The organism is Neorhizobium sp. SOG26, from assembly GCF_003491345.1.
Classification (GTDB): domain Bacteria; phylum Pseudomonadota; class Alphaproteobacteria; order Rhizobiales; family Rhizobiaceae; genus Neorhizobium; species Neorhizobium turbinariae.
This window is the reverse complement of the sequence record NZ_CP025512.1, coordinates 2,863,941-2,883,559: the sequence shown is the minus strand read 5'-3', so window position 1 is coordinate 2,883,559 and position 19,619 is coordinate 2,863,941. Positions and strand designations below refer to the sequence as shown.

The 19,619-nt window shown below is 62.9% G+C and carries 9 protein-coding genes; 7 read left to right on the top strand and 2 right to left on the bottom strand.

Going from position 1 to position 19,619, the window contains the following annotated elements; genetic code table 11:
• Positions 1-4 precede the first annotated feature (4 nt).
• Positions 5-1,600, bottom strand: a complete 1,596-nt coding sequence (locus CYG48_RS14280) for an ABC transporter substrate-binding protein (protein ID WP_118850985.1) — start codon at positions 1,598-1,600, stop codon at positions 5-7.
• A gap of 565 nt (positions 1,601-2,165) precedes the next feature.
• Between CYG48_RS14280 and CYG48_RS14275 the strand changes: the two genes are divergently transcribed.
• The 7 genes from CYG48_RS14275 to CYG48_RS14250 all read left to right on the top strand — a co-directional run bounded on the left by CYG48_RS14275 (position 2,166) and on the right by CYG48_RS14250 (position 17,709).
• Positions 2,166-3,599, top strand: a complete 1,434-nt coding sequence (locus CYG48_RS14275) for a M20 family metallopeptidase (protein ID WP_118850984.1) — start codon at positions 2,166-2,168, stop codon at positions 3,597-3,599.
• A gap of 129 nt (positions 3,600-3,728) precedes the next feature.
• Complete coding sequence (locus CYG48_RS14270) at positions 3,729-5,084, top strand: aspartate aminotransferase family protein (RefSeq protein WP_118851675.1); 1,356 nt, start codon at positions 3,729-3,731, stop codon at positions 5,082-5,084.
• 77 nt (positions 5,085-5,161) lie between these two features.
• Positions 5,162-6,622: a phospholipase D-like domain-containing protein gene (locus CYG48_RS14265; RefSeq protein WP_118850983.1), complete on the top strand. Its 1,461-nt coding sequence runs from the start codon at positions 5,162-5,164 to the stop codon at positions 6,620-6,622.
• A gap of 28 nt (positions 6,623-6,650) precedes the next feature.
• A complete protein-coding gene (locus CYG48_RS14260) occupies positions 6,651-7,481 on the top strand; it encodes an endonuclease/exonuclease/phosphatase family protein (RefSeq protein ID WP_118851674.1) in 831 nt (276 codons plus the stop codon).
• 79 nt (positions 7,482-7,560) lie between these two features.
• The gene (locus CYG48_RS14255; RefSeq protein ID WP_118850982.1) at positions 7,561-8,535 is read left to right on the top strand and encodes a threonine ammonia-lyase; all 975 of its coding nucleotides are present in this window, start codon (positions 7,561-7,563) and stop codon (positions 8,533-8,535) included.
• Between the two features lie 176 nt (positions 8,536-8,711).
• Complete coding sequence (locus tag CYG48_RS22545) at positions 8,712-8,852, top strand: hypothetical protein (RefSeq protein WP_199925153.1); 141 nt, start codon at positions 8,712-8,714, stop codon at positions 8,850-8,852.
• 361 nt (positions 8,853-9,213) lie between these two features.
• Positions 9,214-17,709 carry a GH36-type glycosyl hydrolase domain-containing protein gene (locus CYG48_RS14250; protein ID WP_118850981.1) on the top strand — a complete coding sequence of 2,832 codons (8,496 nt, stop codon included), beginning with the start codon at positions 9,214-9,216 and terminating at the stop codon, positions 17,707-17,709.
• A 94-nt stretch (positions 17,710-17,803) separates the two neighbouring features.
• Here the strand turns inward: CYG48_RS14250 and CYG48_RS14245 are convergent, their stop codons facing one another.
• Positions 17,804-19,576, bottom strand: coding sequence for a glucan ABC transporter ATP-binding protein/ permease (locus CYG48_RS14245; RefSeq protein ID WP_118850980.1), 1,773 nt, complete (start codon positions 19,574-19,576; stop codon positions 17,804-17,806).
• Positions 19,577-19,619: the final 43 nt, after the last annotated feature.

Below are 19,619 nucleotides of genomic sequence, written 5' to 3'. Positions count from 1 at the left end.
CGAATTACTCGGCGATATCGACGGCTTCGAAGGTGAAGTCGCCGAGCGGGCTCTGGGTAAAGCCGGTCACGCCCTTGCGCATCGGAACGACGGCAAGCGAGTGGTCGATGGTCGCCCAGGGAGCGTCCTTCTTGAAGATGACCTGTGCTTCTTCATAGAGCTTGGTGCGCTCGGCGAGGTCGGAGGTGACCTTTGCCTTCTTCACCAGTGCGTCGAACTCCTGGTTGCACCACTGGGCGCGGTTGTTGCCGCCAACGGCGTCGCAACCAAGCAGGGTGTCAAGGAAGTTGTCCGGGTCGCCGTTGTCGCCGGTCCAGCCCATGATGGCAGCGCCGTCACGGTCCTTTGCCTTGGAGCGGTTGAGGTATTCAGCCCACTCGTAGGAAACGATCTCGACCTTGACGCCGATCTTGGCGAAATCGTCCTGGATGATTTCGGCAGCGCGGCGTGCGTTCAGCATGTAGGGACGCGAAACCGGCATTGCCCAGACCTTCATGGAGAGGTCCTTGACGCCTGCTTCTTCGAGCATCTTCTTGGCTGCCTCGAGGTCATACGTGTCGTCCTGGGTGGACTTGTTGTAGGACCACATGGTCGGCGGGATCGGGTTGACGGCCGGGGTCGCCATGCCCTGGAAGACGGCATCAACGATGGCTTCCTTGTTGATCGCCTTGTTGAGCGCCTTGCGGACTTCAACCTTGTCGAACGGAGCCTGCGTCGTGTTGTAGGCGAGGTAGGCGATGTTCAGGCCTTCCTGCTCCAGAACCTCGAGGTTCGGATCAGCCTTCATGGATTCGACGTCGGCAGCGTTCGGATACGGCATCAGGTGGCATTCGCCGGCCTTCAGCTTCTGGTAACGAACGGCAGCATCGGTGGTGATTGCGAAGACCAGGTCGTCGATCTTCGGAGCCGCGCCCCAGTAATCGGCGTTCTTCTTGTAGCGGATGACGGCATCCTGCTGGTAGCCAACGAAGGTGAACGGACCAGTGCCGACCGGCTGCTGGTTCAGCTGTTCCTTCTTGCCGGCCTTGTCGAGGCTGTCGGCATATTCCTTCGACAGGATCGAAGCGAACGGCATGGCGAGGTTGGCGAGGAACGGAGCTTCCGGACGGGTCAGGGTGACCTTGACGGTCAGGTCATCAACCTTCTCGACCGACTTGATGAGCTTCGGGAAGCCCATGCCGTCGGCATATTCCCAGGTCGCGCCGTTGATGTACTTGTTCCAGGCGTTCTGTTCGTCGATCTGGCGGCCGATCGAGAAGATAACGTCGTCAGCGTTCAGGTCGCGGGTCGGCGTGAAGTAGTCGGTGGTCTGCCACTTGACGCCCTGGCGCAGCTTGAAGGTGTAGACCGTGCCGTCTTCGGAGATGTCCCAGCTTTCAGCGAGGCCAGCTTCCGGCTGCGTCGTGCCCGGCTTGAACTCGAGAAGGCGGTTGTAGATCGGGTGAGCGGAGGCATCGAACGTGGTGCCTGCAGTATAGAGGCCCGGGTCGAAACCTTCCGGCGAACCTTCCGAGCAGAATACGAAGGTCTTGGCGCTTGCAGCGCTGACGAAGCAGGTGGCCGACAGAAGGGCCGCCGCGAGTGTAAGCTTGTATTTCATCTAGGTCTCCCAATGACCAATGGGCGGCAGACATGCCTTGCCCGTACATTTCGATTGTTTGCGGCGCGCTCCCGAGCGCCAAGCCTTCTGCTGGTACGTCACCTCCTGCCAACGGCGTGTTACGCCATCAGCCCTATGCTGGTTTTCCTCGCGGTCTGCTTGAAGTCTTTCGACCCTGCAGCGCCATTGTTGTTCAGCCTCAAGACAGTATCCACGTTTCGTGCCGGCTGATGATCTTGGAAAACTGTACGCCGCAGATGGCTTGGCGCAATGGTTTTCTCCCTCAAGAGCCGGTTTCGTGGGCGGTCCGGGCTGTGGCGCGGGAGCATAGCGATTATCGGGTCGTTGTCGAGATACTTACAACCCGTTGGACAGGGCGACCGATCACGAGTTCGCGCAAAGGTTCACGTCTCCTGAATCACTTGATCTCAATCACTTTGGCGCAATCCGCCGGGTTACCGGATCGGACTATTTGATCACATGGGTCATTTGCCGGCATTGCCATCGGGGGAGAATTGAGTAGGTTCCGCGCCCATTGGGCAACTCCTTAGTCGAGGCATCACTTATGACAGCAAGCGAATCCAACCGTCCCCTGGTGTGGGACTTTGTCGACCGCAAGAAGCAGGTCTTTGCGGAGCTTGCGGACCGGGTCTGGGGGACGCCCGAAACCTGCTACATGGAGACGCTTTCCGCCGCCGCGCATCGCGAGATGCTGGAAACGCAGGGTTTCCGTATTACCGAAAACGTCGCCGGCATCCCGACCGCAATCGTCGGTGAAGCAGGCGAGGGCGGTCCCGTTATCGCGTTTCTCGGCGAATATGACGCGCTCGCCGGCTTGAGCCAGAAGGCAGGCGTGACGAAGCACGACCCGCTGACGGCCGGTGCGAACGGCCACGGCTGCGGCCACAATTTGCTTGGCTCGGGCTCGCTGCTGGCCGCCACCGCCGTGAAGGACTGGCTGGAGCAGACCGGCGCGCCCGGCCGCGTACGCTATTACGGCTGCCCGGCTGAAGAAGGCGGGGCGGCGAAGGCCTTCATGGTGCGCGCCGGCGCCTTCAAGGATGTCGACATCGCGATCAGCTGGCATCCGAGCAACTTCGCCGGCGTGCAGCGCGAGACCTCGCTTGCCAACTGCCGCATCGACTTCACCTTCACCGGTCGTGCCGCCCATGCCGCTGCCGTGCCGGAACTTGGCCGCAGCGCGCTTGATGCCGTCGAACTGATGAGCGTCGGCGTCAACTACATGCGCGAGCACATGCCGTCCGAATGCCGGATCCACTATGCCGTGCTCGACAGCGGCGGGATTTCGCCCAACGTCGTGCAGGCGCATGCCAAGGTGCGCTACGTCGTTCGCGCGCCAGAGCTTGGCGGTCTCTTCTCCCTCATCGAGCGGGTGAAGAAGGTGGCCGAGGGCGCTGCCCTGATGACCGAGACCAAGATGGAATGCACCGTGCTTGCCGGCGTTTCCAACCTGATGATCAATACGCCGCTGATGGATGTGATGCAGGACATCTGGGAAAGCATGGGCCCGCCGGCATTCGATGCGGCCGATCTCGCTTTCGCCAAGGAGATCCAGGACACGCTGACGTCGGAAGACATCGCCGCGAGCTGGGCGCAGGAGCGCCTTGAGCAGCGGGACCTCGTGCTCGCCGACTTCATCCTGCCGCCGCATAACGACGTCAGGCAGATGGGCGGTTCGACCGATGTCGGCGACGTCAGCTGGGTTGTTCCCACCGTGCAGGCTTATGGCCCCACGCTTGCCGTCGGCACACAGCTCCACACCTGGCAGGTCGTGGCCCAGGGCAAGAGCCCGCTCGCGCACAAGGGCATGGTCTCTGCCGCCAAGGCCATGGCGGCCACGGGCATTGCCGCGCTCGAAAGCGAGCAGTTGCGGGAGGCCGCCTGGGCCGATCTCATCAAGCGCCGCAAGGGCCAGGACTATCGCAGCCCGATTCCGGCGGAGGCCGAGCCGCCGGTCGCGGCCATGACGATCAAGTAAGCAATTCCGGTGATCGAACCTTCAAGTCTTTTGAAGGTTCGACGCCCGCCGCCCGCGTGATTGGGGGTGGGCACTGCGGCGATTTCCTCCTATGACTGGCACTATCTGCATGCCTACAGGAGGTCCGCCGTGACGGTTCAGCCAAACTCGATCGAAGCCCGCGACAAAGCGTATCATCTTCATTCCTACACCAATGCCAGGGCCCTTGAGCGCGACGGCGCGCTGGTGATCGATCGCGGCGAAGGCGTCTATGTCTATGACGTCAACGGCAAGAAATATATCGAGGCGATGGCGGGGCTCTGGAGCGTCGGCGTCGGGTTCGGCGAGCAGCGTCTCGTCGAGGCGGCGGCCAAGCAGATGGCGAAGCTTCCCTATTACCACACCTTTACCGCTCGCGCGCACAGCCCCTCGGTGGATCTCGCCGAAAAGCTGATCGCCATGGCGCCGGTGCCGATGTCGAAGGCCTACTTCACGAACTCCGGTTCGGAAGCCAATGACACCGCCGTGAAGATGGTCTGGTACCGCTCCAACGCGCTCGGCAAGCCCGAGAAGAAAAAGATCATCTCCCGCATCAAGGGTTACCATGGCGTGACGGTGGCAAGCGCCAGCCTTACCGGCCTGCCGAACAACCACCGTTCGTTCGACCTGCCGCTGCCGGGCATTCTCCACACCAGCTGCCCGCACTACCGCGTATTCAAGACAGACGGCGAGACGGAAGCAGCCTTCGTGGAGCGTTGCGCCAAGGATCTGGAAGACCTGATCCTCAAGGAGGGTCCGGAAACTGTTGCAGCCTTCATTGGCGAGCCAGTGATGGGTGCGGGCGGCGTGATCGTTCCGCTGGCTGGCTACTGGGACGCGATCCAGAAGGTCCTCAGGAAATACGACGTGCTGCTGATCGCCGATGAAGTGATCTGCGGTTTCGGCCGCACCGGCGAGATGTTCGGCACCACGACCTATGGCCTGCAGCCCGACATCATGACGCTGTCGAAGCAGATTTCCTCGTCCTATCAGCCGATTTCGGCGCTGCTGATCAACGACAACGTCTATGCCCCGCTGGCGGACGAGTCGAACAAGATCGGCACCTTCGGTCATGGCGTCACGGCCGCCGGCCACCCCGTCGCGGCTGCGGTTGCGCTGGAAAACATCGCCATCATCGAGGAGCGTGATCTTGTCGGCAACGTGCGGGCGCTGGCGCCGAAGTTCCAGTCGCGGCTGAAGGCGCTGGAAGGCCATCCGCTGGCAATCGAGGCACGTGGTGTCGGCCTCATCGGCGCGCTTGAGCTGAAGCCGCGCGACGGTTTTGCCGCCGGGCAGCTGGGTCCGAAGCTCTTCGCGATCATGACGGAAAAGGGCCTGATCTCGCGTGCCATCGGCGACTCGCTGGCGCTTTGCCCGCCGATGATCATCACCGAGCAGCAGGTCGATGACATCTTCGACCTGTTCGAAGCGTCGCTGGATGAGTTCCAGCGCCAGCTAAACGCTTGATATAGGGGCAGAAGCGGCCGCAAAGATCGGTATGGGAGGCGATTGCGCAAACCGCAGTCGCGCCTATATTCGGCTCCATGCTGGAAACTGCCGAAGCCTACTGGCCGCATATCCTGTTCATCGTATCGGTCGTGGCTGGTGCAGCTGCGGCCGTCCATGCCGCGATGACAAAGGAAGAAGTCCGATCCGCGATCGGCTGGGTCGGCGTGATCGTGCTGTCGCCGATCATCGGCGCGGTGCTTTACCTGATTGCCGGCATCAACCGCATCCGCCGCAACGTGATCAGCGACCGGCGCGCGCTGCTGCAGGGGCGCATCCGCGCCGACTTTGCCTCCTATGACGCGACCGATGACCTGGTGATCCGCGAATTCGGCAATCGCTTCCGGTCGATGAAGACGCTGGGTGATCGGGTCACGAACCATCACCTCACCACCGGCAACACGATCGTGGCTCTCGACAGCGGTGACGAAGCCTATGGCGCGATGCTGGAGGCGATCGAGGCAGCCGAGCGCAGCATCATTCTGGAGACCTATATCTTCGACCGCGACCGGATCGGGACGCGGTTTGCCCAGGCGCTGATTGCAGCCGTTCAGCGTGGGGTCGAAGTGCGGGTGCTGATCGATGCGGTTGGCGCCCGTTATTCGGTACCGAGCGTGCTCGGCATGCTGCGTGACGGTGACGTGACGATCGACGTGTTCAACGGCAATGTCATCATGGGCCTGCGGCTGCCCTATGCAAACCTGCGCACCCACCGGAAGATCATGGTGGTCGACGGGCGGCTTGCCTTTACCGGTGGCATGAACATCCGTGAAGGTTTCACCAAGGAGTTCAGCGGCAACAAGTGCTCCTTCGACACGCATTTCAGGGTGACCGGACCGGTGGTGGCCGATCTCGTGGCGATCGCGGCGGCCGACTGGCAGTTCGCGAATGGCGAAACGCTGGAGGGCGACGCCTGGGCGCTGCAGACGCCGGAAACGCAGCCCGGGATGCCGGTGATCATGCGGGCAGTGTCTTCCGGTCCCGATCGCAGCGTCGAGACCAACCACAAGATGCTGATGGGCGCCTTCTCGGTCGCGCGCTCATCGATCCGCATCGTCTCGCCTTACTTCCTGCCCGACCGCGAACTGATCACCGCGCTGGTCACGGCGGCGCGGCGTGGCGTCACCGTCGATATCGTCGTGCCGACCTCCAACAACCTCGTGCTGGTCGACCGGGCGATGACGGCGCAGTTCGACCAGATGCTGAAGAACTATTGCCGGATCTGGCGGGCATCGGGGCCCTTCAACCATTCCAAGCTGCTGGTGATCGACGGGCGGTGGGCCTTCGTCGGATCGTCGAATCTCGATCCGCGTTCGTTGCGATTGAATTTCGAAGTTGATCTGGAAGTGCTAGACTGCGCTTTCGCCGAGGCGCTGGAGCGAAGGATCGATCTGGCAATTTCTTCGGCAACCGAAGTGACGCTCGAGGGTTTAAGGGCTAGGCCCTTCCTTGTTCGGCTTGTCGAGCGTGTCTTGTGGCTGGGGTCGCCCTACCTCTAGCAGTTCCGTTGAAGACAACATGAAAGCCATGCGGCAAAAGCGCCAGATCCTTCCAGCCAACATCATCGCCTCCATCCGCGCGCGCAAGAACCGCAGCGTGGAAGCCTATGTGCAGGACGCGCGGCCGGAGGGCATGGTGATCGCCTCCTACAATGTCCACAAATGCGTGGGCGTCGACGGCAAGTTCGATCCCTCCCGCATCAGCCATGTGATCCGCGAAATCGGCGCCGACGTGATCGCGCTGCAGGAGGCCGATACCCGGTTCGGCGAGCGGCGAGGCCTGCTGGACCTCGCCTGGATGGAGCGCGAGACAGGGCTCCTGCCGGTGCCGGTGTCGGGAGTGGCCAAGGCGCATGGCTGGCACGGCAATGTCATCTTCTTCCGGGAGGGGCTGGTGCGCGACGTGCACCAGATGAAGCTGCCGGGTCTCGAGCCGCGCGGCGCGCTGATGACCGAGCTCGAGTTCAAGGACGGCAGCAACCTCAGGGTCATTGCCGCGCATCTCGGCCTCCTCAACCGCTCCCGCCAGCAGCAGGCGCGGATGATCCTCGACATCCTGCGGGCTCGCGACGAGAAATCGACGGTGCTGATGGGCGACCTCAACGAGTGGCGGCTTGGCGACCGTTCGTCGCTCAATACGCTCGCGACCGTTTTCGGCCTGCCGGCCGCGGTGCCGAGCTTTCCGTCACGGCTGCCGGTGCTGGCGCTCGACCGGATCATGGCGAACCGCCCGGGACTGATCGAGAAGGTGATGACGCATGACTCGCCGTTGGCGCGGCTTGCCTCCGACCACCTGCCGATCAAGGCATTCATCAATGTCGATGCGTTGCGCGAAACCCCGCAGGTGAATGCCGGCTGAGCGCAGGCGGGGCGCTTTACGAACACCGAAGCCGCCGCTAGGGTCTCGATCATCCACCTGATCCCGAGACGGAACCCCAATGACCGATATTGCCATGATCGAAGCGGCGCAGGCGCGCCTGGATGGACATGTCCGCGTGACGCCGCTGCTGTCCTCGCCTTTCCTTGATGAGATTGCCGGACGACGGGTTTTCGTGAAGCCGGAATGCCTGCAGCATACGGGATCCTTCAAGTTCCGTGGCGCGTGGTCGGCGATCTCGGCGCTGTCGCCGGAGGTGCGTGCGCGCGGCGTCATCGCCTTTTCTTCGGGCAATCATGCGCAAGGGGTGGCGCTTGCGGCAAAACTGCATGGGATCGCCAGCGTCATCGTGATGCCGTCGGACGCGCCAAGGATCAAGATCGAGAACACCCGCGCCTATGGCGCCGAAGTGGTTCTTTATGACCGGCAGACGGAAAACCGCGACGAGATCGGTGCGACGCTGTCGCGCGAGCGTGGCCTGACGCTGATCAAGCCATTCGACGAGCCGCTGGTGATCGCCGGGCAGGCAACGTCCGGGCTGGAGATCGCCGCGCAGGCAAAGGAACTGGGGCTCGACAAGGGCGAGGTGCTGGTGCCGGTCAGCGGCGGCGGGCTGTTGTCGGGCGTGGCGCTTGCGCTTCAGGCACGCGCACCCGGCTTCGTGGTGCGGCCCTGCGAGCCGGAAGGCTTCGATGACGTGGCGCGTTCGCTCGCGTCCGGCAAAATCGAGCGAAATGCTGCCCTTTCAGGCTCGATCTGCGACGCGATCCTGGCGCCGCAGCCGGGTGACGTCACCTTCCCGATCCTGTCCAAGCTTTGCGGGCCGGGGCTCGTTGTGAGCGAAGACGAGGTGCTGCATGCGATGGCGCTTGCCTTCAACCGCCTGAAGATCGTCGTTGAGCCCGGTGGCGCAGTGGGACTTGCAGCGGCACTCTTCCACGGCGACCAGCTTGGCGACACGGTGATCGCCATCTGCTCGGGCGGAAATGTCGATGCCGACCTCTTCAAGCAGGCCCTCGACCTGCACCCGATCTGATCGCTTGAGGGGCGGGGCATAATAAACCGTTAACTCGCGCGAGGGGCCGTTAAGAAAAAAGGATTTTCTACGGAACGCCCGTAGAAGAAGAACATTATCTCTATCGGGTTGATCTAGATAAGGTAGAGTCAGCCGTGCTCCCAAGTGGGGCACGCGCTAGAACCCGGGAGACATCCATGCAGCATCTCGAGCATCAGACACGGCCCTTCCCAGTTCGCACCGCCCAAAGCCAAAAGCTGCAATGGGCACTTAATACGACGCTTGTCGCTGCCGCCTTCGCCTTTGTCGGTGCAGTGACCCTCGGGCTCTTCCCGTAACCGTTCAGTCCTCCCAGGACCTCAAACGCCTCTCAGGTTCCGCAACCTGGGAGGCGTTTTTGTTTGCGCGCGGCCTCACTTACTTGCGAATTGTCTAAAAAATCAATGCCATCAGCGGCATGAACCCGTTCAGCTTCCATTCAGCCCAGGCTCACTAGTGGCATGTGATGCATGAATCCGTAACCTACACGGAATCGTTGGTGGAGAGGCATTTGCCATATTCGGACCGCTCTCTATTTCCTCTCATTCGGATTGCCTCGAGCGGTACTCATCATAGCGCAAATGATGGCTAGCGCTCATCCGGCAGGCCTAGTAAGTCGAACCCGACTAAACTCTTAGTTTTCAATAAGAAGCCGTATCCATGTCATTTGAAAGCACGTCAGCTTCCCTGCGCGAACCAGAAGCCAAGCAGATCGATCATAACGACTCGATCCGCGCGACCTATTTCAATACCGAAGAATTGCGGGAATGCGGCGAAAGCCTTGGCCGGCAGGGAACATCAAGCCTACCGGGGCTGACGGATTTCGACTTCCTCAAGCGGCACAAGGAAAACGAAAAAGAGATCCTGCGCGTCTACCGTGCAACGGCCGTCGACGTGGATGCGGGCGCAACGATTACGCCCGCGGCCGAGTGGTTGCTCGACAATTACTACATCATCGAAGAAGCAATCCAGGAAGTACGCCGTGACTTCCCGCCGAAGTTCTTCCGGCAGCTGCGCACCACGACGGTCGGCAATATCGAGATGCCGCGGGCGCTGGCGCTTGCCTGGCTTTACGTTGCCCATACCCACAGCAGCCTTTCCAGCGAAAGCCTTGCCGCCATGGTCGAGGCCTACCAGTCCCAGGAGCCGCTGGAGATCGGCGAGCTCTGGGCGCTTCCGTCGTTCATCCGTTTCGTGCTGATCGAAAACCTGCGCCGGATCGCGACACGCGTCGACCGCTCGCGCAACATGCGCCGCCGGGCGAACGAGGCGGCCGACGAGATCATCCGCCTCAACAACGAGGAGCAGAGCGCCAGCCTGCTGAAGAGCATTGAGGGGCTCACCACCGACCACACCTTTGCCGCTCAGTTCCTCTATCGCCTGCGCAATGCATCGCAGACCTCGGCCTTTGCCATCGCATGGCTCGAGGGGCGGCTTGCGGCCGCCGGAACGACCGTTGACGAGGTGATGCAGGCCGAGCAGAGCCGCCTGTCTTCCGGCAACGTGACGATGGGCAACATCGTCAAGAGCCTGCGCGAGATCAATGATACGGAGTGGACGGTCTGGTTCGAGGAAGTCTCGCAGATCGACAAGATCTTCCGCGAGCGGACCGACTATCAGGCGCTCGACTTCGGCTCGAGGAACGCCTACCGCAACCGCATCGAGCAACTGGCGCGGCGCTCGCACAGCAGCGAGATCGAGGTGGCCGAAGCGGCGATCGCGCTTTCGGAAAAAGCTGCGTCCATGCCGGATTCGGATCCGCGCGAGACGAATATCGGTGCCTTTATCGTCGGGCGCCGTCGCCGAGAGCTTGAAGCAGCCGTCGGTTACAAGCCTCGCTTCGTGCAGCGCTTCGTGCGCGTCGTGCGCAAGCTGAACTGGCTGGCAATCGCGGGGCCGGTCATCCTGATCACCCTGCTTGCCATGGCGGCTGCCGCCTGGTTCCTGGTGCAGGCGGAAATCCCGCTGCCGATCGTCTTCTTCTTCCTCCTGATGTTCTCGCTGCCCGCCTCGGAAGGCGCGACCGGGCTCTTCAATACGCTGGTGACCTATCTGGTGCGGCCGGCGCGTCTGGTCGGCTACGAATTCAAGGAAGGCATTCCGGAAGAAGCCCGCACACTGGTGGCGGTGCCGTGCCTGATCACAAATCGCGACACAGTCGACGAGCTGGTGCGCAACCTCGAGGTCCATTTCCTCTCCAACCCGCATGGCGAGATCTACTTCGCGCTGTTGAGCGACTGGCGCGACAGCAAGGTCGAGGAAACCGATGCGGACATCGAGATCCTTGACTACGCCAAGCGCGAGATCGCGGCGCTCAATGCGAAATATAACGAAGACGGGCGTACCCGCTTCTACCTCCTGCATCGCCGCCGTCTGTTCAACCCGAACGAAGGGGTGTGGATGGGCTGGGAGCGCAAGCGCGGCAAGCTGCATGAGTTGAACCTTCTGCTGCGCGGCGACCAGGACACGACCTATCTTCCGGGCGCCAACATGGTTCCGGCAGGCGTCCAGTATGTCATGCCGCTCGATGCCGATACGCGCCTGATGCGTGATGCCGCGACCAAGCTCGTCGGCAAGATGCACCACCCGATCAACCAGCCGATCCTCGATCCGGACACCAACCGCGTGGTGCACGGCTACGGCCTGATGCAGCCGCGCGTCACCCCGTCGCTGACGACGGGCAAGGAAGCCTCGGTCTTCCAGCGCGTCTTCTCGGTTGGACGCGGCCTCGACCCTTATGTCTTCACCGTTTCCGACGTGTACCAGGACCTGACTGGCGAAGGCAGCTTTACCGGCAAGGGGCTTTATCATGTCGATGCCTTCGAAGCCTCGCTGAAGGGCCGTATCGAAGAAAACGCCATCCTGTCGCATGACCTGCTCGAAGGCTCGTTTGCGCGATGCGCACTCATCACCGACGTGGAACTGGTTGAAGACTTCCCGACCCGCTACGAGGTGGAAGTGTCGCGCCAGCATCGCTGGGCGCGCGGCGACTGGCAGCTTCTTCCCTTCATCATGGATCCGAAGCGCGGTGTCACCGCGCTTGGCCGCTGGAAGATGTTCGACAACCTGCGTCGGTCGCTGACACCGATCGCCTGGTTCTTCGCCTCCGTGCTCGGCTGGTATTTCATGGACCCGCTGAGCGCGCTGATCTGGCAGATCCTGCTGATCTTCTCGCTGTTCGTAGCGCCGACCATCAGCCTGATTACAGGCCTGCTGCCCGGCTCCGCCGATATCGTGCCGCGAGCGCATTTCTATTCCGTCTGGTCCGACATTCGTTCGGCCAACGCCCAGGTGGCGCTGCGGATCGTCTTCATCGCCGACTCTGCCTGCATCATGACGGACGCCATTGCGCGCTCGCTTTACCGGCTTTTCTTCAGCCGCAAGCTGATGCTGGAGTGGCGCACCGCCGCGTCGATCCAGTCGAACGCGCAAGGGAGCCCGAAAGACTACTACCGCTCGATGTGGCACGCGCCGACGATCGCCGTGCTGAGCGTTATCCTGTCGGCCATTCCCGGCGACAACGCCTTCCTGGTAGGCCTTCCGTTTGCGGTGATGTGGATCTTCTCGCCGCTGGTCGCCTGGTATGTGAGCCAGTCGGCCGAGACCGAAGACCGCCTGTTCGTGCCCGAGCCCGCGGCCGTCGAGCTGCGCAAGATCGCCCGGCGCACCTGGCGCTATTTCGAGACTTTTGTCACCGCGGAGCAGAACTACCTGCCGCCGGACAACTACCAGGAGCGGCCCAACCCGTCGGTCGCCAAGCGCACGTCTCCGACAAACATCGGCGTCTACCTGCTGTCGATCGTCTCGGCGCGGCACTTCGGCTGGATCAGCTTCACCGAAACGCTTGAGCGGATCGAGCAGACGATCGCGACCGTGGAGCGGGCCGAGAAGCTGCGCGGCCACATGTACAACTGGTACGAGACCGACACGCTGAAGCCGATGATGCCGCGCTATGTGTCATCGGTCGACAGCGGCAACTTCGCGGGCCACCTGATCGCAATCTCGTCGGCGCTGCGGATCTGGGCGGAAGCGCCCTCGGCACACCTGCAGGGCAATCTCGACGGCATCGGCGACGTGGCCGGTATCCTGGCGGAAAGCCTGAAGGCGCTGCCCGACGACCGCAAGACGGTTCGGCCGCTGCGCCGCCGGCTGGAAGAGCGCATCATCGGCTTCGGCAACGCTCTGGCGTCCGTCAAGCGCGAGCATGAGTTTGCGTCGATCCGCATCATCAACCTTGCGGTGCTGGCGCGCGATATCCAGAAGCTCGCCGTCAACCTCGAGCACGAGGTTCGCTCGCCGCAGAGCGAGGATGTCACCCGCTGGTCGGCATCGCTCGTCGCAAGCTGCGAGGCGCATATCGCCGACAGCGTCTTTGACAACGGCAATATCGAAGCCCTGCGCGAACGCCTGAGCGCGCTGCGCGACCGCACCCGCCAGCTCGCCTTTGCGATGGATTTCAGCTTCCTGTTCCGCAAGGACCGCCGGCTTCTGTCAATCGGCTACCGGGTGGAAACCAACGAGGTGGACGAGGCCTGCTACGATCTCTTGGCCTCGGAGGCACGTCTCACCAGCTTGTTCGGCATCGCCAAGGGCGACCTGCCGACCGAGCACTGGTACAAGCTCGGCCGCCAGGTCGTGCCGATCGGTACCCGCGGTGCGTTGGTCTCCTGGTCGGGTTCGATGTTCGAATACCTGATGCCGCCGCTCGTGATGCAGGAGCGCCAGGGCGGCATCCTCAACCAGACCAACAACCTGATCGTGCGCGAGCAGATGAACCACGGCCGCCGCCTCGGCACGCCATGGGGCATTTCGGAAGCCGCCTTCAACGCGCTCGACCACCAGATGAACTACCAGTACACCAACTTCGGTGTGCCGACGCTGGGCCTGAAGCGGGGCCTTGGCCAGAACGCTGTCATTGCGCCCTATGCCTCGATCCTTGCCAGCCAGTATGATCCGGTTTCGGCGCTGGAAAACCTCGGCGAACTGCGCGAGCTCGGGGCGCTTGGTCAGTTCGGGTTCCACGATGCTGTTGACTTCACCCCGACCCGCCTGCCGGAAGGCAAGCGTTGCGCGGTGGTCTACAACTATTATGCCCACCACCATGGCATGTCGATTGCCGCCGTCGCCAACGTGGTGATGAACGGCCTGCTGCGTGAACTCTTCCATGCCGATCCGGTGATCGAGGCGGCTGAACTGCTGTTGCAGGAAAAGGCGCCGCGCGACATTCCGGTGATGAGCGCCAAGCACGAGGAAACGCCGGGCAAGGGCCAGGGCGAACTGTTGCGGCCGGAAATCCGCACGATCAACAACCCGGCGACGAAGGACCGCGAGCTCGTTCTGCTGTCGAACGGCCATTACTCCCTCATGCTGACGGCGACCGGCACGGGCTACTCGCGCTGGAACGGCATGAGCGTGGCGCGCTGGAAGCCGGATCCGACCGAAGACCGCTTTGGCCAGTTCCTGTTCCTGCGCGACACCACCACCGGCGAGTGGTGGTCGGCAACCGCCGAACCACGCCGCATCGAAGGCGAGAAGACCAAGACGATCTTCAGCGACGACCGCGCCGAGTTCCAGAAGACGATCGGCGACCTGACGAGCACGGTGGAATGCATTGTTGCCACCGAGCATGATGCGGAAGGCCGTCGCCTGACGCTGCTCAACATGGGCAGCGAGGACCGCTTCATCGAGGTGACCTCCTACATGGAGCCGGTGCTGGCCCATGAGGATGACGACAACGCCCATCCGGTTTTCCAGCGCATGTTCATCCGCACCGAGATCGGCCGCCGCGGGGACGTGATCCGTGCCTGGCGCAACAAGCGCAGCCCGAGCGATCCGGACATGCTGATCGCACACCTGGCAGCCGACAATGCCGGGGCGGCGCGCCCGACTGAATACGAGACAGACCGGCGCAACTTCATTGGCCGCGGGCGCACGCTCGCCGAGGCGGCAGCGTTTGATCCGGGTGCGAACCTGTCGAACACCGATGGCTTCACGCTCGACCCGATCCTGTCCTTGCGCCGTGTCGTGCGGGTGCCAGCGGGCAAGAAGGTGAGCGTGATCTTCTGGACGATTGCCGCGCCGAACCGCGAGGGCCTCGACCAGGCGGTGGAACGTTACCGTCACCCTGACGCCTTCCAGACGGAGCTGACGCAGGCCTGGACGCGCACGCAGGTGCAGATGCGCCACCTCGGCGTCTCGTCGCAGGATGCGGCAGCCTTCCAGCACCTGGCGCGTTACCTCATCTACCCAGACATGCAGCTTCGCGCCGACCAGGCGACGCTGCAGGCGGACATGCGGCCACAATCGGGCCTGTGGCCATCCGGCGTTTCGGGGGACCACCCGATCTTCACGCTGCGCATCAACGACGATGCGGACATGAATGTCGCCAAGGAAGCAATGAGCGCGCAGGAATACCTGCGCTCGCGAGGCGTCGTGACGGACCTGGTGATCTTCAACGAACGGGCAGCATCCTATGCGCAGGACATGCAGCACGAGATCGAGTCGCTGTCGAAGAGTGCGCGGCGGCTGAGCAATTCCGAAGGCCAGCGCCAGCATGTCTTCACGCTGCGGCGTGACCTGACCGACGAGGCGGCCTCCGAAGGCCTGATCGCGGCCTCGCGCGTCGTGCTTCACGCGCGCAACGGACGCATCAGCGACCAGTTGAGCCGCACCGCGAGCATCTTCGCGCCGCAGAAGGACCAGGAGGTCGAGATCGACCGCCGTCCGCTGCTCAACGGCGAGATCTTCAAGGCACCGCCGATCGACGCGCCCGAGGATCTCGACTTCTGGAACGGCTTCGGCGGATTTTCCAAGGACGGCAGCGAATACGTGGTGCGCCTGCACGGCGGCCAGTCAACGCCGCATCCGTGGATCAATGTCATCGCCAACGACAAGTTCGGCTTCCATGTTTCGGCGGAAGGGGCGGGCTTTACCTGGGCGAAGAACTCGCGCGATTACCAGCTGACGCCATGGACGAACGACCTGGTGCTCAACCGTCCGGGCGAAGGCTTCTACATTGCCGACCGGGAGAGCGGTGCGGTGATGACGCCATTTGCCGCCCTGTCCCGCAAGCCGGAGCTGAAGTTCGAGGCACGTCACGGACTCGGTTATTCGGTCTTCTCCAGCGAGGATGAGGGCCTCAAGGTCCGGCTGACGCAGACCGTCGACCGCAACCGGGCCGCCAAGCTTTCGCATCTCGTGCTGCGCAACAGCGGCTCCGAGGTGCGGCGCCTTCGGATCTATGGTTACGCGGAATGGATGCTGGGCGCCAACTCTGCCCGCTCGCTGCCGTTCATCCTGTCGAGGCGCGACGAGGACACCGGGGCACTGTTTGCCACCAACGCCTACAGCATCGACTACCGGCGCTTTGCCTTCCTGGCGATGAAGGAGCAGCCGACCGGCTACACCGTCAGCCGGCGGGAATTCATCGGCCGCTTCGGCTCGATCCAGATGCCGGCAGCGGTGACGGCTGCCTCGGCGCTCACCGGCGCGCTCGACCTCGACGGCGATCCCTGTGCCGCGCTTGCCTATGACCTGGAGGTCGCGCCGGGCGAAGAGAAGACAGTGACCTTCTACCTGGGCGACGCGGAAACGCGCGAAGAGGCCCAGGCACTGGTGGCCGAGCTTCGCGACGGCGACTTTGCGCAGATCCTCCAGGAAACGCGCGACTTCTGGACCGGATTTACCGGACGGGTGAAGATCTCGACGCCGGACAAGACGCTCGACAATCTCGTCAACCACTGGCTGCCTTACCAGGCTCTCGCCTGCCGGATCATGGCGCGTACCGCCTTCTACCAGGCGTCCGGTGCCTTCGGCTTCCGCGATCAGTTGCAGGATACGCTTGCCTTCCTGCTGCACGAGCCGTCGCTAGCGCGACGCCAGATCGTCAATGCGGCCGGACGGCAGTTCCGGGAAGGCGACGTGCAGCACTGGTGGCTGCCCGGCAATGGTGCTGGCGTGCGCACCACCATCTCCGACGACGTCGTGTGGCTGGCCTATGCCGTCCACCAGTATATCTCGGTGACGGGCGACGCGACGCTGCTCGACGAGGAGATCCCCTTCCTCGACGGCCCGGCGGTCGAGAAGAACAAGCACGACGCCTTCTACGAGCCGACCGTCACGGACGAGACTGCAAGCCTTTACGAACACGCAGCGCGGGCGCTTGATCTTGCGGTGGCGCGGACCGGCGAAAAGGGCCTGCCGCTGATACTCGGCGGCGACTGGAACGACGGCATGAACCGCGTCGGTGCCGGCGGCCGAGGCATGAGCGTCTGGCTCGGCTGGTTCCTTGCTGCTGCCTTGCGCGATTTCATTCCCTATGCCGAAGCGCGTGGCGATGACGGGCGCGTGCAGCGGTGGAGGAAGCATACCGAAGCCCTGAAACAGGCGCTCGAAACAGCAGGCTGGGACGGCGGCTATTACCGCCGCGGTTACTTCGACGATGGCGCGCCGCTCGGCTCAATCACCAGCGACGAATGCCGCATCGACTCGCTTGGCCAGTCCTGGAGCGTGCTCTCGGGCTTTGGCGATGACGAACGCAGGGCCAAGGCCATGGACGCGGTTCTGGACCAACTCGTGGATGAGGAGGCCGGTATCATCCGGCTCTTCACGCCGCCGTTCCAGGACACCCGCAAGGATCCGGGCTATATCAAGGCTTATCCGCCGGGCGTGCGTGAAAACGGCGGTCAGTACACGCATGCAGCCATCTGGGTGGTGCTGGCCCTTGCCGGGCTCAAACGCGGTGACGACGCCTGGAAGTGTTTCCAGATCCTCAATCCGATCAACCACGCGCTCGATCGCGAGGCGGCCGAAACGTACCGTGTCGAACCTTATGTCGTCGCAGCCGATGTCTATGGCCATGGAGCCTATACGAGCCGGGGTGGCTGGACCTGGTATACGGGTTCGGCAGGCTGGCTCTACCGTGCCGCGATCGAGGGCATCCTCGGCATCCGCCGACAAGGCGACAGGCTGCGCGTCGATCCCTGCCTGCCGAGTGGCTGGAACGGGTTCAAGGCAGAGGTGACGATCGAGGGCCAGGTCCACACGATCGTGGTCGACGGCGACACGGTGACTGTGGATGGTGAGGCGGCGGATGGCAGCGGAGAATTCGCGCTGTCAGCACCGGTGCAACGACTGCCTGAACCGACCGCAGGCTGAACCGACTGCCATTGCAGGTTAAAGAAACAAGAAAACCCGCCGCCATGGTCCATGGCGGCGGGTTTTTCGTTCCCTGGACCCAAACCAGCAGCGCTTATGCCGGATGGCCAAGCTCCGCAGGCTTCTCGGCATGATCGTCTTCGTCGTCCAGCAGTCCGCTGGTGCGTAGCAGGGAGGCGAACCGGCCGCCGAGTTGGCTCAGTTCATCGTAGCTTCCGGACTCGATGATGCGGCCGTTGTCGAGGAAGATCACCTTGTTGGCGTCCCGTACGGTTGAGAGGCGGTGGGCGATGATGAAGGTCGTGCGGTTCTCGCGCAGCCGGTCGATCGCTGCCTTGACACGCGCCTCCGTCTCGACGTCGAGCGCGCTGGTGGCTTCGTCGAGCACGAGGATCGGCGCGTTCTTGAGGATCGCTCGGGCAATGGCAATGCGCTGGCGTTCGCCGCCGGAGAGCCTGTTGCCGCGTTCGCCGACGGTGGTGTCGTAGCCGCTGAGGCGACTTTCGATGAAGTCCGTTGCGGCGGCGGCTTCGGCGGCCTTGAGGATTTCTTCTTCGGTCGCACCCTCGCGGCCAAGCCGAATGTTCTCACTAATGGAGCGGTTCAACAGGCCGGCATCCTGGAAGACCGTGGCGATCGAGTTGCGCAGCGACTTGCGGGTCACCGTCTTGATGTCGACGCCATCGATGAGGATCTGGCCTTCCTGCGGATCGTAGACCCGTTGCAGCAGGTTGATGAGCGTTGTCTTGCCCGCACCCGTCGGGCCGACGATCGCCACCGTTTCCCCGGCATTGGCAGTGAAAGACACGTTGTGGACGCCCTGCTTGGTGTTGGTGAAGCCGAAGGTGACGTCTCGGAATTCAACCTCGCCACGGACGTTGGCAAGTTCACGTGCATTAGCCGGTTCGGCCCGCTCCTCGACGGAGTCTTCAAGCTTGAAGAAATCCTCGAGCTTGGCGCGTGCCTCGAAAATCTGGGTGGCGAACTGGCGCAGCAGGTCGAGACGGCCGATCAGCAGATTGGCAAAACCGATAAAGGCGACGACATCACCGACCCGCAACTCGCCCTTCTGCACCAGGTAGGTGCCGATCACCAGGATCACGCCCATGGATACGGTGGAGGCGGTGCGGTTCAGCGCGCCGGCCAGCGCCCACCAGTCGAGCACCGGATATTGCGCGGCAAGCAGGTTCTTGGTGTAGTCTTTCAGCGCCCGCGTTTCAGCCTCGATGCGGTTGTAGCTGTGCAGTACCGAGACGTTGCTGATCGCGTCGCTCACATGCGAGAAGACCGTGTGGTAGTGGTTCTCGACCGAGGCCTGGCCTTCCTTGGTGCGGTTCATGACGGTCGCGCCAATGATCCAGTAAAGCACACTCAGGACGAGCAGCACGATACTAAGGCGCCAGTCCATGGAGATGGCGGTCGGGACGAGCAGCACGAGTGCCACGGCGGTGGCAAGATGCGTGCGCATGAACTCGAGCCAGAGGCCGAACAGGCTTTCGGCGGCGCGCAGCAGCGTGTGCAGCGCGTTCGACGTGCCGCGCTGGTGGTGCCAGGAGAGCGGCATGGAGATGATGCGGCCAAAAGCTTCCGTCAGCAGCGAGGCGCGCCGTCCATGCGCCAGGCGGTCCGCTTCCCGTGCCACGAGAACATAGGCGATGGTGTTGAAGACGCCGAAACCGGCCCAGGCCGCAAGCCAGGTTGTCACGTCGCCGCCGGACGAGATGGCGTCGATGATGCGTCCGAAGAGGATCGGTTCTGCAATGGTGATGACGGCAAGCACGACGTTGGCGATGACAACGGCGGTGACGCGCCATTTGTTCTTCGCCAGGTATCTGAGAGCGCGTGCGTAAACCTGAAAGAGCGTCAAGTGGCGCAACCTCGTTGATGTGTAGCCGCCTTGCGCGGCCTCG